The following is a 13618-nucleotide window of genomic DNA, read 5'->3' as shown; positions in this document are numbered from 1 at the left end:
TTGGCCAACTCCACCCCCGTCTCATCCGCCTTCACGCGGATCTTTACGTTGTAATCCACAACGCGCTTTACTGCGACCAGTACTTTCATACATCACCTTCGGTTGATTGGGCTGTCGCCTGTTTCGAGTTTTGTTTTTAAATAAGACGAATAGTGAAGACTACTCGCCCGTGAAATCGGCCCTGCGTTTTTCCATAAAGGCCGTAACCCCTTCAGCAAAATCATGGCTGATAGAACAGCGTGCAAAACGCTCCTGTTCGGCATCTAACTGTTGCTGCAACGTATTACCCATAGTGCTGTTCATCAGCTGTTTGGCACGACCGTAGGCCTGCGTCGGACCCTGTGCCAATCGCCCTGCCAATTTTAACGTAACCGTTTCCAGTTCATCATCGGCGACCACTTTATTAATCAAGCCCATCTGCATGGCTTGTTCAGCTTCGACCGGCTCATTCAGCAAAGTCATCGCCATGGAGCGCTTGGTGCCGATAGCTCTGGGCAGGAAGAAAGTATTTCCGCCATCTGGGCTGGTGCCAATCTGAGAGTAGGCCTGGGTAAACAGGGCATTTTCAGAAGCAATCGCAAGATCCGATGCAGCGACCAGGCTCATACCAAAGCCGGCCACATTACCTCGCACACTGGCAATAACGGGCTGGGGCATGGTGCGTAGCGTGGTAATAAATTCATGTACAACACCAATCAGTTCGGTGACTTTTTCTTTACGCTCATCAGGAGTGAGCTCTAGACTCTTTTTGAAAAAGGCAATGTCACCACCCGCCATAAAGTGGTTCCCTTCACCTCTGAGAACAACAGCACGAATCGCCTTATCTTTGGCAATGGCCGAAAAGCTATCACGCAGTTCATAAGACATTTCACTGTTAAGTGAATTAAGCGATGCGGGCCGGTTCAGCGTGACGATTGTAACCGCCCCCTGCTGTTCGATTCGTACTGTCTCACCCATGATTCATCCTCATCCGGACAATAAATAAAAAGTGGAAGCGGCAGCTTTAAATACTACGATACGGTTGCCCCCTGCTCGCAGTGGCCAATCCGCTTCCACATAAACCGTTATTACAATCAGTCGATGTTCTCTGTTATTTTTAATTCTTTTTCGAACGCATCCAGTGCCTTCAGGAATTCACTCTTTTCCATCACACCTTCATAGCCGGTAAGTCCCACTAGTTCCTGTGAAGGTACATTGCCCTTGGGTCCACGAAACAGTCCCTTCACAATACCCACAGCAGCTACACCACGTGCCGTCTCAAAGCGTTGCTCCATGTAAAACCATTTCTCATCCCAGCCCAAGAGACGGGTGTGCAGTGAAAAGCGTTCAAACGGACTGATCTCACGCCTGAAACGCAGGGTGGCAATAGAGACTACGGGCAGCCAGCGACGCTTTAACACCTTGCCCATCATGCCGGTGCGCAACATCAACTCAATCCGCCCCAGATCCATCAACGCCAGGTATCGGGAGTTGGTCAGATGCCGGTTGATATCCAGATCGGTCGGCCAAACCCGCATCTGAAGAACCGCCGCATCCAGTATGGATTGTTGTGGGCGAAAGCGGGATGTAATCAGCTGAAAGATCAGTCGAAACAGAAGATTCATTGATTACAACCCGCCGCCCTTGCCCGCCAACCCGCCTTAAAAGGCTTCGTCATTAAATTTCATCATCCCTTTTGAACCCGACATGATATTGGCAAACAGCGCGCCACTCTGTGGCAGAATGCGTTCAAAATAGAAACGCGCCGTATCCACCTTGGCCTGATAAAACAGTGGATCATCATCCCGTTTCTGCTTACCGATATCGGCCATCCGCATCCACAGGTAACCCAGTGCCACCAGTGCAAACAGACGCAGGTATTCCGCTGCCGCCGCACCCGCCTCATCCGGATTGGACATACCCTTTTGTGCCAGAAAAGCCGTTGCTTTCTGCAGGCGGCCAAAGGCCTTGGCCAGCGGCATCAGATAGGCGTGCATGGAAAAGTCATGCTCTTTGGATTCCAGGTAATCACGTACCGGATGAAAGAAGCGACGCAGATAACGACCCATGTGTGCCGGCATCTTGCGGCCTACCAGATCCATTGCCTGGATACCGTTGGTGCCTTCATAGATCTGCGCAATGCGTGCATCACGGACATACTGTTCCATACCGTGTTCACGGATATAGCCATGACCACCAAACACCTGCACACCCAGGTTGGCCACTTCTGAACCGGTATCGGTCATGAAGGCTTTGACGATAGGCGTCATCAGCGCGACGAAATCTTTCGCCTCCTGCTTACGGCGTGGATCAGGATTGCGATGGGCATGATCCATCTCGGTGGCCACCCACCCGGACAGTGCACGATTCCCTTCCACATAGGCACGCTGGGTTAACAGCATGCGGCGCACATCAGGATGAACCAGTAGCGAATCAGCCGGCTTGTCTGGTGATTTGACCCCGGTCAGAGAGCGCCCCTGAAGCCGCTCACGGGCATATTCGACTGCACCCTGGTATGACGCCTCACCAATACCCAACCCTTGAATACCGACGGCGAGACGCTCTGTGTTCATCATGATGAACATCGCCTCCATGCCTTTATTCAGTTCACCCACCAGGAAGCCCCTGGCATCATCAAAGTTCATGACGCAGGTCGAGGATGCATTGATGCCCATTTTGTGTTCAATAGAACCGCAACTGACACCGTTGGGTTCACCCAGAGAACCATCGTCATTGACATGGATCTTGGGTACCAGAAACAGGCTGATTCCTTTGATGCCTTTTGGTGCATCGGGAGTGCGAGCCAGTACTAAGTGGATGATGTTTTCTGTCAGGTCATGTTCACCCGCCGTGATAAACATCTTGGTGCCGGTGATGTGATAACTGCCGTCTTCCTGAAGATCCGCTTTAGTGCGAATGAGCCCCAGATCCGTACCACACTGCGGTTCGGTAAGACACATGGAACCGCTCCATTTTCCGGATACCATGTTAGGCAGATACTGCTGCTTCAGTTCATCGCTGGCACGCGCCACCAGTGCATTGTAGGCACCGTGGGTCAGGCCGGGATAAAGGCCAAAGGCGAAGTTGGTGCTGCACATGATCTCTTCAACCATCATGCTGACCGAGTTGGGCAGCCCCTGACCACCGTACTCAGGATCGGCCGCCAACGCACCCCAACCCATCTCGTTAAAATCGTGATAAGCCTCTTTCAGTCCGGCCGGCGTGGTTACTTTGCCATTTTCAAAGTGACACCCCTCTTCATCACCGGAGCGATTCAGTGGAAACAGACGCTCTTCACAAAACTTGCCCGCCTCTTCCAGGATGGCATCCACCAGATCCGGCGTTACCTCTTCACAGCCTGGTAGTGCGTGAATCGCCTCGGCATCAAACAGTTCGTTATACACAAAGCGCATATCGCGCAGTGGTGTCTTATAGCTTGCCATTGTCTTAATTCCTCAGCGGTTTACCGGTTTCCAGCATATGTTCCATACGATCCAGACTGTCGGGATGGCGTATCAATGACATGAACACTTCACGCTCCAGAGTGAGCAGATCATCTTCAGTCAATGTCTCGGTGATATCGGTATCACCACCACTCAACATCTCTGCCAGCGCCATGGAGACCACCACATCATGAGCGGTCGCCTTGCCAGCCAGCCGCACACCCTTAACAGCCATCTCCATCGCGGCCTTGGCGGTTGGCCCGGGCAGTCTGATTTCAATGGGTTCGGGTGGCTGGTAGTTTTCAGCCATCGCCAGTGCGCGGGCCTTGGCATCGGCCAGCAGTCGATCCCGGTTCATGGTGATACCGTCTTCATGACGGAAGAAAAGAGAATCCTTTGCCTCAGCAGCAGACTTGGCCACCACGGCGGTGCTGATGGTTTCAAAACATTTGATCACAGCAGGCATCGGACCACCGGGACGACGTTTATTAGTGATCCAGCGTTGCAGCATCTCTTTACAGCCGCCCCAACCGGGAATCAGCCCGACACCCACTTCAACCAGACCGATGTAGGTCTCTGCATGCGCCTGTATCGCATCACAGTGCAGCAGTGACTCACAGCCACCACCCAATGCCATACCCGCAGGTGCGCCCACCACAGGAAAAGGTGCATTTTTCAGGGCCTGGTAGGTCTTCTGCCCCCCCTCAACCATCTCTTCGATCTGATCCCAGGTACCCAGGTTGGCGGCAAACAGCAGCAGACCGAGGTTGGCACCGACCGAATAGTTTTCACCTTCGTTATGCAGCACCAGTGCCTTATGGCCTTTGGCAACAACCGGTATTGACTCACCAATGAGTTTGAGAATATCCGGATCGATTGCATTCATCTTGCTGGTGAATTCGAGACAGAGCACGCCGTCACCAATATCCCACAGCGAGGCCGAACCGTTCTTCAACAGAGGCTCACTGCGACGCTTGATATCAGACAGCAACAACACGCCTTCAGAACGCTTCACATCCTGATAGATGCCCTGGGTATCCAGATACTGCAGTTGTCCATCCTGAACACGATAGAAACTGCCATCGGCCACCAATTGCATCAGGGGCGGCACGGCGAGCCCTTCACTCTCCATCAATTCTGTAAAGTTGGCTGCGCCTAACTGATCGATCAGCTCAAACGGACCGTATTTCCAGGCATAACCCAGCTTCATTGCCTCATCAACCGCAAGGATGTCATCAGCGATTTCGGGAATCAGACTCGCGGCATAACCAAGCACTTGGGCCAGCACCCGTTTCGCGTACACGCCACCTTTGTCTGGATGGGCAACCAGTCCTTTGAGGCCAGCGTGCTTTGAAGCTGAGAGTGATTGCAGATGGGCCTTGGCAGTTGGACGGTACTCACCCGTTTGCAGGTCAATACTCTCCTTGATTTTCTGTCCACCTTCGCGATTCAGCCGATAAAAACCACCCTTGCCTTTGCGTCCGGTATACCCGTCGGCAATCATCTTGCTGATCAATTCAGGGATGGTGCTCTTTTCGATAAAGGGATCATCTTTTGACAGTGTGCGCTGCATGCTCTCCATCAGATGGGGCATCAGATCGATACCGACCAGATCGGAGAGACCAAACACACCGGTCTTGGGTATGCCCACGGGACGACCCATCACCGCATCGGCTTCTTCCACCGTCAGGCCAAGGGCCATCGCTTCGAGTATCGCTACCTGAATCCAGAACACACCAATGCGGTTGGCAATGAATCCCGGGGTGTCTTTGCAGTAGACCACACCTTTGCCCAGTGACTGATCACAGAAACGGCGAATACTATCCACCACTTCAGGGCGGGTCTGCTCACCATCAGTAATCTCCAGCAACCGCATGTAACGGGGTGGATTGAAGAAGTGGGTGATCATGAAGTCTTCGGCGAAGGCTTCACTCTGTCCTGATACGAGATCATGCAGCGGTATGGTTGATGTATTGGATGAAACCACCGAACCTTCAGCACGAACCGCATCCAGTTTTTTATACAGCGACTGCTTGATGTCCAGCCGTTCAATAACCGCTTCAATAATCCAGTCACAATCTGCAATCAGATTCAGGTTGTCTTCGATATTACCGGTAGTTATCAGACGTGCATTTTTCTTGTGCATGAAGGGTGCCGGTTGCGTCTTCAGCATTTTCGCCACGGCCCCTTCTGCAATTACATTCCGGTTGTCCGCGCCTTCCGGCACGATATCCAGCAACACCACAGGAATCCCGGCATTGGTAATGTGAGCGGCAATCCCCGCCCCCATAACACCGGCGCCAATCACGGCGACTTTTTTGATCTCCATTAGATCGCCTCCAGAATGGTGGCAATACCCTGGCCGCCTCCGATGCACTGGGTGGCCAAAGCGAACTGTTTACCTTCACGTTTCAACAGTGCAGCGGCCTTGCCAGTGATGCGCGCCCCGGTTGCACCTAAGGGATGGCCCAACGCAATAGCACCACCATCAAGATTGGTCTTGGAAAGATCAATCTCCAGATCACGTACACAGGCGAGTGATTGCGAGGCAAAGGCTTCATTTAATTCAATGATGTCGATATCCGCCATAGTCAGACCGGCACGCTTGAGTGCTTTCTGAGTAGAGATAACCGGACCGATACCCATGATATCTGGCGCACAACCAGAGATGGCAAAACTGCGGATCTTCGCCAGGATATCCAGGCCATTGGCACGGGCATAATCTTCACTGCAGACCAGCACCGCTGACGCGCCATCCGTCAAAGGTGATGAAGTACCCGCCGTCACGCTACCGTTTTCATCGAAGGCGAGTCGCAGACCGGCCAGACTCTCAAGGGTGGTTTCTGGACGGATACAGCCATCCTGATCCACGCCACTGACGGCGACGATCTCATCGCTCAACCTGCCGGCAGCCTGTGCGGCGGCGGCTTTCTCATGACTGGTCACAGCAAACGCCTCTTGGTCGGCACGGGAGATTGAATACTTACGTGCCAGGTTTTCAGCTGTTTCACCCATGCCCATATAGGCACCGGGCATGTCTGCTGCAAGTTGTGGATTGGGCATCGGATTAAAACCGGCCATCGGCACGCGGGTCATGGACTCAACGCCTGCACAGATATAGACCTCTCCAGCACCCATTGTGATAGCTCCGGCGGCTTGATGAATGGCTTGCATGGAGGAGCCACAGAAACGGTTTACCGTGGCACCACCGACTGAGATGGGCAGCCCACTGAGAAACACCACCAAACGGGCCATATTGAATCCCTGCTCACCTTCAGGAAAGGCGTTTCCCAGAATCAGGTCTTCAATCGACTCAACATCAACCCCGCTACGCTCAACCAGACCTTTTATCGCGGCCGCCGCCAGATCATCCGGGCGTGTTTTCGCTAAGGCACCTTTATTGGAAAGGGTAAATGGGGTGCGGGCATAGCCTGCAATCACGATGTTTTTCATTACATTCTCCGCCAAATTTTTACCAGTTGTGACTGGATTGTGCTGCGCTCAATGCGCTTTAATGCAAACTGATCCACTACCATGACTACTCAGTAGTAATCGCTCTTGTTTTCAGATTGGACAACGCCTGCTGCTCAATATCCCGCAGTTCCTCCAGCGTTGTCACCAGATCTTCCTGCTGCTGCTCCAACTCTTCTATACGCCGACTGATTTTTGCCAGCAGCAGTTGCTGTTGCTCCAACTGCTCAGGATCGACGTTATAAAGATTCAGATACTCGCGAATGTCTGTGAGTGAAAAGCCAAGTCGTTTGGCTCTTAAGATCAACTTAAGACGCGCACGATCACGATAAGTGTAGACCCTGGTGGATCCCACACGTTGGGGGCTGAGTAGTTCTTTTGTCTCATAGAACCGGATGGTTCTTGCAGTGGTATTGAACTCTTCAGCCAGTTCGGTAACGGTCAACAACTTATCCATATCTCACTCCTTGGAGAGGCAATATAGACAAGGGTTACGTATACGTCAACCATTTTACCTTATGGTTATTTAGTTATCATTTTTTCCTGCCCGGTCACCCCTGCCCATACCCGGTGGCATCGTGTATCCTAGCGGCAATTTTTATGGGGTAATAATGCCTCCGAATAGCCTTGATATAGGAGCACTGACGCGTGGAAATGGCCTGTCTCGACCTTGAAGGGGTACTGATACCTGAAATCTGGATCAACTTTGCCGAGCGCACGGGCATTGAGGAGCTGAAAGCAACCACCCGCGACATTCCCGACTACGATGTGCTGATGAAGCAGCGTCTGCAGATCCTGAAACAGCACAAGCTGGGGCTGTCAGATATCCAGCAAGTCATCGATGGCATGTCCCCACTGGAGGGAGCAAGGGAGTTTCTGGACTGGCTGCGGGAACGCTTCCAGGTTGTCATTCTATCTGACACATTCTATGAGTTCGCCGCCCCCATGATGCGCCAACTGGGTCACCCAACGCTGCTCTGCCATAAATTAGGCATTGATGAGAACGGCATGGTCGAGGATTACCACCTTCGCCAGAAAGATCCAAAACGTCAGGCCGTCAAGGCCTTTCACAACCTGAACTTCCGCGTCATCGCCGCTGGCGATTCATACAACGACACCACCATGCTGGCTGAAGCGGATCGCGGCATCCTGTTTCGGCCACCGCAAAATGTTATTGATGAATTTCCACAATTTCCCGTTGTAAATGATTACGACGCTTTCCGAGAAGCCTTCAAAAGCGCCAGCAATCGACCACTCTGATACCACTTCGCTGACTGTATGGGTGGGCAAACTGCCCAGACAGATCAGCGGCCCTCTAAAAACCTGCAAAAACAGCCTCATAGCAAACAATAATGCATAAAGAAAATAGCCCTTTGGTCGCTAAAGGTGAGTATGCCGACTGGAGGGAGTATGGCGCTGAAACTCACCGATCTTATGGTGCTGCTGGTTGAGCCCTCGGCCACCCAGCAAAAAATCATCTGTAACTACCTGAATAATCTTGGAATCCATCAGATTTACACGGTTTTGAGTGGGCAGGAAGCACTTATTCAGATGGAAGACTACGAGCCTGACTTGGTAATCAGCACCCTTTACTTACCGGATATGACGGGTACCGATCTGGTACACAAAATGCGCGAAAATGAGCGCTTTAATGATACAGCCTTTATGCTGGCTTCCAGCGAAACCCGCTTTCGCTACCTGGACCCCATACGCCAAGCTGGTGCAATCGCCATTCTGCCGAAACCATTTTCTCAGGATGCCCTACGTATCGCACTCGGCAGTACGCTTGAGTTTCTTGACCCGGACTCTCTCGACCTTGGACGTTATGACCCTGAAAACCTTAATGTATTGATCGTTGATGACAGCGCGCTAGCCCGAAAATATATCAAAAAAACCTTGAAAAACCTTGGTCTGGAGATCTTTACCGAGGCCAATAATGGCAAAGAGGCGATGGAGTTACTGGACCAAAACTTCTTTGACCTGATTGTGACTGATTACAATATGCCTGAAATGGACGGCGAGGCGTTGGTCAATCACATACGGGCAAACAGCAATCAATCATCAATACCCATCATTATGGTGACCAGCGAAGAGAACGAAAATCGACTGGCTGCAGTGCAACAAGCCGGGGTTTCCGCCATTTGTGACAAACCCTTTGAACCCGGAAATATCAGAACATTATTGCAGCAGCTATTTACCGATGAGTAACAAAATAGTACGGAATTGATGCGCTATCTTTATGTTTTTAAATAACATAATATGTTTTCAGAGAACACATAACATCATTGCTCAGCCCATCTTCCATTAATGTAGAGGGCTCTAATGCGGGAGCAAAGTGTCCCGGATGCGCATGAGGATTGGGTATGCCAACGGTTTTAATTCTTGATGACCAGACAATCAGTCTGATGATACTTGAGGAGTTGATTCACTCTATTGATGAAAATATTCATGTAGAGTGTTTCTCTGATCCAATAAAGGCACTTGAGTGGGCAAAGCACAATAACCACGACCTGGTCATTACTGATTATAAAATGCCCAACATGGACGGTGTAGAGTTTACTCACTGGTTCAGACAAATTCCCTCTTGCACCGATATTCCGCTGGTTATCATTACCTGCATGGATGACAAAGCGATTCGCTATCAGGCGCTCGAAGCCGGGGCAACCGATTTCCTTTCAAAGCCAATTGACCACTACGAGTGTCGTGCACGGTGCCGAAATCTTCTCCAGCTGCGCAAACAGCAGGTCATTATTAAAGACCGTGCCCGCTGGCTTGAACAGGAGATTTCACGCAAAACGGAAGAACTCGGGCTTAGAGAAAAAGAGACTTTGTTGCGCTTGGCAAGGGCCGGGGAGTTTCGCGATGAGGAGACAGGCGATCATGTCATGCGCATGTCAGATTTTGCTTGCCTCATAGCCAAATCGATCAATCTCGAGGACGATCTCTGCGAAATCATACGACTAGCCGCTCCGATGCACGACATTGGAAAAATTGGCATACCTGATCATATTTTGCTTAAACCGGGAAAACTCTCAACACGCGAGTGGAGCATCATGAAGACGCACACTCAAATTGGCTATGATATTTTGCGAGACAGTACCTCTTGTTATATCCAGGCAGGCGCTATCATAGCCTATGGTCACCATGAGCGATTTGATGGCAATGGTTATCCTCAAGGGCTGAAAGGAGCCGACATCCCAATAGAAGCCCGCGTTGTTGCCGTAGCCGATGTCTTTGATGCCTTGCGCTCAGAGCGACCCTATAAATTAGCCTGGTCACTGGATAGAACAGTGGGTTATCTGGAAGCGCAACGAGGACGGCACTTTGATCCCGACTGTGTAGACGCTTTCCTTGCCAATATGGACAAGGTGCTCGATATACACAACAAACTGCCCAATCACCAAAGATCTCTTAACAACTGAATGCAATGCCATGGAAAGCAATCGTAATTCATCTGAAACAGACCGACCAAAGAGCCTGGATAGGCAAATCTACATCATCGCTGCCGGTATATTCTCCCTTGATTTGCTGTTACTTTTTGGCGGCATCTCATGGATGATCAGCGTCCCCGCAGTCGTATTCAGTACGCCAATACTCTTTATTGTCTTTAATCTCAGCAAGCAGGAACAGCGGCCCGTTGCTGCCAGCATTCCATCTGATGATTGCAATGACGACTTACTGTTATCGCGTGAAACAGAAACCCGTGAGCCTGGAGTTGCCGATACAATTTCCACTGACTTTGGTGAGATGCAATTACTGCTTATTTCAAATACCAGTACGGGCAAAAAAGATATCACCCAGCATCTTAATAGCTGGGGTGTAACTTATAAAACCGTTAAATCGAGTGCCCGCGCATACGCCACACTTATAGAGTCAAGCTTGGCGCAAAAACCTTATCAAACGGTGCTGGTAGATCAGGCCAATCTCGACATGGATGATTGCCAGTTCGCTATCGCTCTTAGAGCAGAACCGCTACTGCAATCAATTTATCTCATCCACGCGGGTGGAAGCGTCATTCCCTCTCGGGCCGAACAGTTACAAACCGCGGGTTACTCCAAGATTCTCCCCACGCCCATTGATAAAACGTTACTCTACAGCGCGCTCTACAGCGCGCGCGAAGTACAAACACACCACAATGTCGTACAACTACTGGATCACTATGAGGCTGACAAGCAACAACAACCACTAGAAATACTGATTGCCAGCAACAATAATAATGACTGCAATAAACTTCGCCGACTATTGAGTGCAGCTGGACATCAAACTTTTTTGATCACCGAAGGCACCCAGATACTGGACGCACTGGATAGTCATCATTTCGACCTCGCCATACTTGATGCAGACATGCCCGATATCTCAGGCATTGAAGTGATAAAGCTCTACCGTTTCACACATCTCAATCAACCCTGGGTTCCCTTCGTTCTGTTATTGGATAACCCTAACTCGCAAACCATTCAGAGCTGTGAGATTGCGGATATCGATAACCTTTTGGTTAAGCCATTATCCACTCAGCGGTTGCATGCGACCATCGCAGAAGCGATACAACAGGAGCGCGACAAAAACGAGGTTTTTGGCTATCACGCCTCTACCGGCCGCCACCCTTCTCAAAATGATGACCTGACACTCGACACACACCAATTAGAAGAGCTTAAGCGCCTTGGCAAGGAGAAAGGCTTTCTACTTGAATTGGTGAATCAATTTGACAAGGAGAGTAGTGATCTGATTCATGGGCTTGAGGAAGCCGTACTGAATAAAGAGATCAAATCGATCATTGAATACGGTCATAGACTTAAAGATACCGCAGGTAACCTTGGTGCACTCAATCTCTACAGATTGGCCGTGCGTACAACACGAATCACCCAGTCCAGCTCACCACTTGAACTCGACAATCTCGTGAAAGAGATTGGCACTTGTCGCACTTCCACCATTCAAGCCTTGCTTGATCATGTTTCAAAAGGTAATAATTCAGCCTACCAAAAGGAATAAATTTCTCGGGGCTGAATCATGAATGGACTGATCGAAAAGCTACAGCAAGCAGGCATCCACCCCTATGGCTCACGTGAGCTTGAACTCTACGAGTCTCGACTGACACGGTACTTTGCCAAAGAGTATCAACAGGAAGCCGACAAAAAACATACGCTGGAAGCCTTTGGCATCACCACCGATCAGGGCCCGACCTGGGAAGAGACCGAAGATCTCATGTCGGTCCACTACGACCAGCCACTGGAATTTTTTCAATCCTTCCTGGATAAATCTTACATGGCCTACTCCATGGCCTTTTATGGAGAAACAGCCGAGCAGGCAAAGCAGAGTACTTTCACACTCGAAGAGGCGCAGAAAGAGAAGTTTCGACTGATCTGTGAGCGCGCCCAAATCAAGGGGGATGAAAAGATTCTCAACATTGGTTGTGGATTCGGTTCATTCGAAGCCTATCTGTTTGAACACTTTCCCGATGTGGAAGTGGTAACAATCACAGCCAGTAAAACTCAGGCTGATTATATTCGCAGCCAACAAAACAATCCTGACCATCTCTTCAGCAGGGCCAAGCTCACGCTTATCCAGGATGACATCAGCAATCTGACTACCGCAGACCTGGGTATAGAAAGTTATGATCTGGTGATCTCCATAGCCGTCTTCGAACAGGTCAGCAATCTTGACGCGATCTTTAAAGTGATGGCAGACCTGCTCAAACCCGGTGGCCGAGTATTTCTACACCTCATTGTCTCCCAACCGGTATTTCCCAAGTATTTCGATGCTAGCAAAACACCCGTTGGCATCTATTTTCCCGGTGGGCGCGTCTGGCCGCATCAAGTCATGCTAGATCAGAACAGACACCTGACGCCCGTTCAGGGCTGGTATATCAACGGTATGAATTACTGGCGCACGATTGATGAATGGCATCGTCGCTTCTGGGATCAGATTGAACAGCTCCATGCGGCGCACTTATCTGAAGAGGATATCCGTTACTGGAACAACTATTTTATCGTTTGCAAAGTCGTGCTCTTTGCCCCCAAAGCGGGTGATTTTTTTGGCAATGGGCACTATCTCTATCGAAAAGGATAAAGAGTTGTAGATCAAACATCACTTGGTAAACAGTCAGGTAGGGTGGGCACGTTTTCGTGCCCACGCGCATACTCCATAATTACCTGGACGGTATTTCATCTGAGATTTGTTTTACAAGTAACTCAGAAAAAACAAAGCTGAAGCGCTTTGCTTATGTTTATGGGGTTATTTCCGTACTTGGCTGGTTTTTGGTTGCAATACTTATAGCACCATGACTTAGCGTCAAAGGGAGCGGAGAGAATTAATTCGCTTTGCCAGCTGTTTCTTAACGTCCGCAAAGGTCAGACTAATTGAAATGGAAAACAATAAAACAATGGAGCTAGGTAGGGTGGGCACGCCCTACGGACCTGATCGTTAATGTCTGTATATGGACTCCTCCTCGTTTGCAAGTAACCTGTGTTTGACGGTAGGCGCGACTGCATACGTATATCCGGCCTCTTAATGTGGCATACGCAGATGCCGGGCCATAATGGGTTGTTCGCGCGCTGATGCCCCATTGCTTTTACGTGCTTTTCGCACTCGGACATTCCCGGGTTTTATCAGCGCCGGTTCGACCTGTTTGCCATTACACAGCTTACTTCGCAATCGTTAAGATAAGACTACCTCTTTTGTTTAGTTTGCTATTACCGGATTCAGTTCCGGGTCATAATCCACACCCTTAG

The 13618-nt window shown here is 50.2% G+C and carries 11 protein-coding genes and 1 pseudogene; 5 read left to right on the top strand and 7 right to left on the bottom strand.

Features of this window, described 5'->3' with window-relative positions:
• The 7 genes and pseudogenes from FHP88_RS19430 to FHP88_RS18830 form a co-directional block, all read right to left on the bottom strand.
• Nucleotides 1-89: pseudogene (locus tag FHP88_RS19430) on the bottom strand (electron transfer flavoprotein subunit beta/FixA family protein); the annotation flags it as partial.
• A gap of 70 nt (nucleotides 90-159) precedes the next feature.
• Nucleotides 160-957 (bottom strand): enoyl-CoA hydratase/isomerase family protein, encoded by a 798-nt coding sequence (locus FHP88_RS18855; protein ID WP_144360697.1) that lies wholly within the window; start codon nucleotides 955-957, stop codon nucleotides 160-162.
• Nucleotides 958-1073: 116 nt separating this feature from the next.
• A complete protein-coding gene (locus FHP88_RS18850; RefSeq protein ID WP_144360696.1) occupies nucleotides 1074-1604 on the bottom strand; it encodes a thioesterase family protein in 531 nt (176 codons plus the stop codon).
• A gap of 36 nt (nucleotides 1605-1640) precedes the next feature.
• Nucleotides 1641-3422 carry an acyl-CoA dehydrogenase C-terminal domain-containing protein gene (locus FHP88_RS18845; RefSeq protein WP_144360695.1) on the bottom strand — a complete coding sequence of 594 codons (1782 nt, stop codon included), beginning with the start codon at nucleotides 3420-3422 and terminating at the stop codon, nucleotides 1641-1643.
• Between the two features lie 4 nt (nucleotides 3423-3426).
• A complete protein-coding gene (locus FHP88_RS18840) occupies nucleotides 3427-5751 on the bottom strand; it encodes a 3-hydroxyacyl-CoA dehydrogenase/enoyl-CoA hydratase family protein (protein ID WP_144360694.1) in 2325 nt (774 codons plus the stop codon).
• Nucleotides 5751-6875, bottom strand: a complete 1125-nt coding sequence (locus tag FHP88_RS18835; RefSeq protein WP_144360693.1) for a thiolase family protein — start codon at nucleotides 6873-6875, stop codon at nucleotides 5751-5753. Before FHP88_RS18835 ends, FHP88_RS18840 begins: the two co-directional genes overlap by 1 nt.
• 85 nt (nucleotides 6876-6960) lie before the next feature.
• Nucleotides 6961-7350, bottom strand: a complete 390-nt coding sequence (locus FHP88_RS18830; protein WP_144360692.1) for a MerR family transcriptional regulator — start codon at nucleotides 7348-7350, stop codon at nucleotides 6961-6963.
• 191 nt (nucleotides 7351-7541) lie between these two features.
• Here FHP88_RS18830 and thrH point away from each other — a divergent pair, with 191 nt between their 5' ends.
• From thrH to FHP88_RS18805, 5 genes are all read left to right on the top strand, one after another.
• Nucleotides 7542-8153, top strand: a complete 612-nt coding sequence (thrH, locus tag FHP88_RS18825) for a bifunctional phosphoserine phosphatase/homoserine phosphotransferase ThrH (RefSeq protein ID WP_144360691.1) — start codon at nucleotides 7542-7544, stop codon at nucleotides 8151-8153.
• A gap of 150 nt (nucleotides 8154-8303) precedes the next feature.
• Nucleotides 8304-9101, top strand: coding sequence for a response regulator (locus FHP88_RS18820; protein ID WP_144360690.1), 798 nt, complete (start codon nucleotides 8304-8306; stop codon nucleotides 9099-9101).
• A 155-nt stretch (nucleotides 9102-9256) separates the two neighbouring features.
• Nucleotides 9257-10315 (top strand): HD domain-containing phosphohydrolase, encoded by a 1059-nt coding sequence (locus FHP88_RS18815; RefSeq protein WP_144360689.1) that lies wholly within the window; start codon nucleotides 9257-9259, stop codon nucleotides 10313-10315.
• Between the two features lie 10 nt (nucleotides 10316-10325).
• Nucleotides 10326-11879, top strand: a complete 1554-nt coding sequence (locus FHP88_RS18810) for a response regulator (RefSeq protein WP_144360688.1) — start codon at nucleotides 10326-10328, stop codon at nucleotides 11877-11879.
• A gap of 18 nt (nucleotides 11880-11897) precedes the next feature.
• Nucleotides 11898-12956, top strand: coding sequence for an SAM-dependent methyltransferase (locus FHP88_RS18805; protein ID WP_260843377.1), 1059 nt, complete (start codon nucleotides 11898-11900; stop codon nucleotides 12954-12956).
• The last annotated feature ends 662 nt before the right edge of the window (nucleotides 12957-13618 follow it).

The sequence above is a fragment of the Sedimenticola selenatireducens genome (genome assembly GCF_007625115.1).
GTDB lineage: Bacteria > Pseudomonadota > Gammaproteobacteria > Chromatiales > Chromatiaceae > Sedimenticola > Sedimenticola selenatireducens_A.
This window is presented reverse-complemented; position numbering and strand designations above follow the sequence as displayed.

What these genes read in the sequence shown, in the direction of transcription:
- FHP88_RS18855 (WP_144360697.1), bottom strand. Translation starts at nt 957, where the DNA reads ATGGGTGAGACAGTACGAATCGAACAGCAGGGGGCGGTTACAATCGTC.
- FHP88_RS18850 (WP_144360696.1), bottom strand. Translation starts at nt 1,604, where the DNA reads ATGAATCTTCTGTTTCGACTGATCTTTCAGCTGATTACATCCCGCTTT.
- FHP88_RS18845 (WP_144360695.1), bottom strand. Translation starts at nt 3,422, where the DNA reads ATGGCAAGCTATAAGACACCACTGCGCGATATGCGCTTTGTGTATAAC.
- FHP88_RS18840 (WP_144360694.1), bottom strand. Translation starts at nt 5,751, where the DNA reads ATGGAGATCAAAAAAGTCGCCGTGATTGGCGCCGGTGTTATGGGGGCG.
- FHP88_RS18835 (WP_144360693.1), bottom strand. Translation starts at nt 6,875, where the DNA reads ATGAAAAACATCGTGATTGCAGGCTATGCCCGCACCCCATTTACCCTT.
- FHP88_RS18830 (WP_144360692.1), bottom strand. Translation starts at nt 7,350, where the DNA reads ATGGATAAGTTGTTGACCGTTACCGAACTGGCTGAAGAGTTCAATACC.
- FHP88_RS18820 (WP_144360690.1), top strand. Translation starts at nt 8,304, where the DNA reads ATGGCGCTGAAACTCACCGATCTTATGGTGCTGCTGGTTGAGCCCTCG.
- FHP88_RS18815 (WP_144360689.1), top strand. Translation starts at nt 9,257, where the DNA reads ATGCCAACGGTTTTAATTCTTGATGACCAGACAATCAGTCTGATGATA.
- FHP88_RS18810 (WP_144360688.1), top strand. Translation starts at nt 10,326, where the DNA reads ATGGAAAGCAATCGTAATTCATCTGAAACAGACCGACCAAAGAGCCTG.
- FHP88_RS18805 (WP_260843377.1), top strand. Translation starts at nt 11,898, where the DNA reads ATGAATGGACTGATCGAAAAGCTACAGCAAGCAGGCATCCACCCCTAT.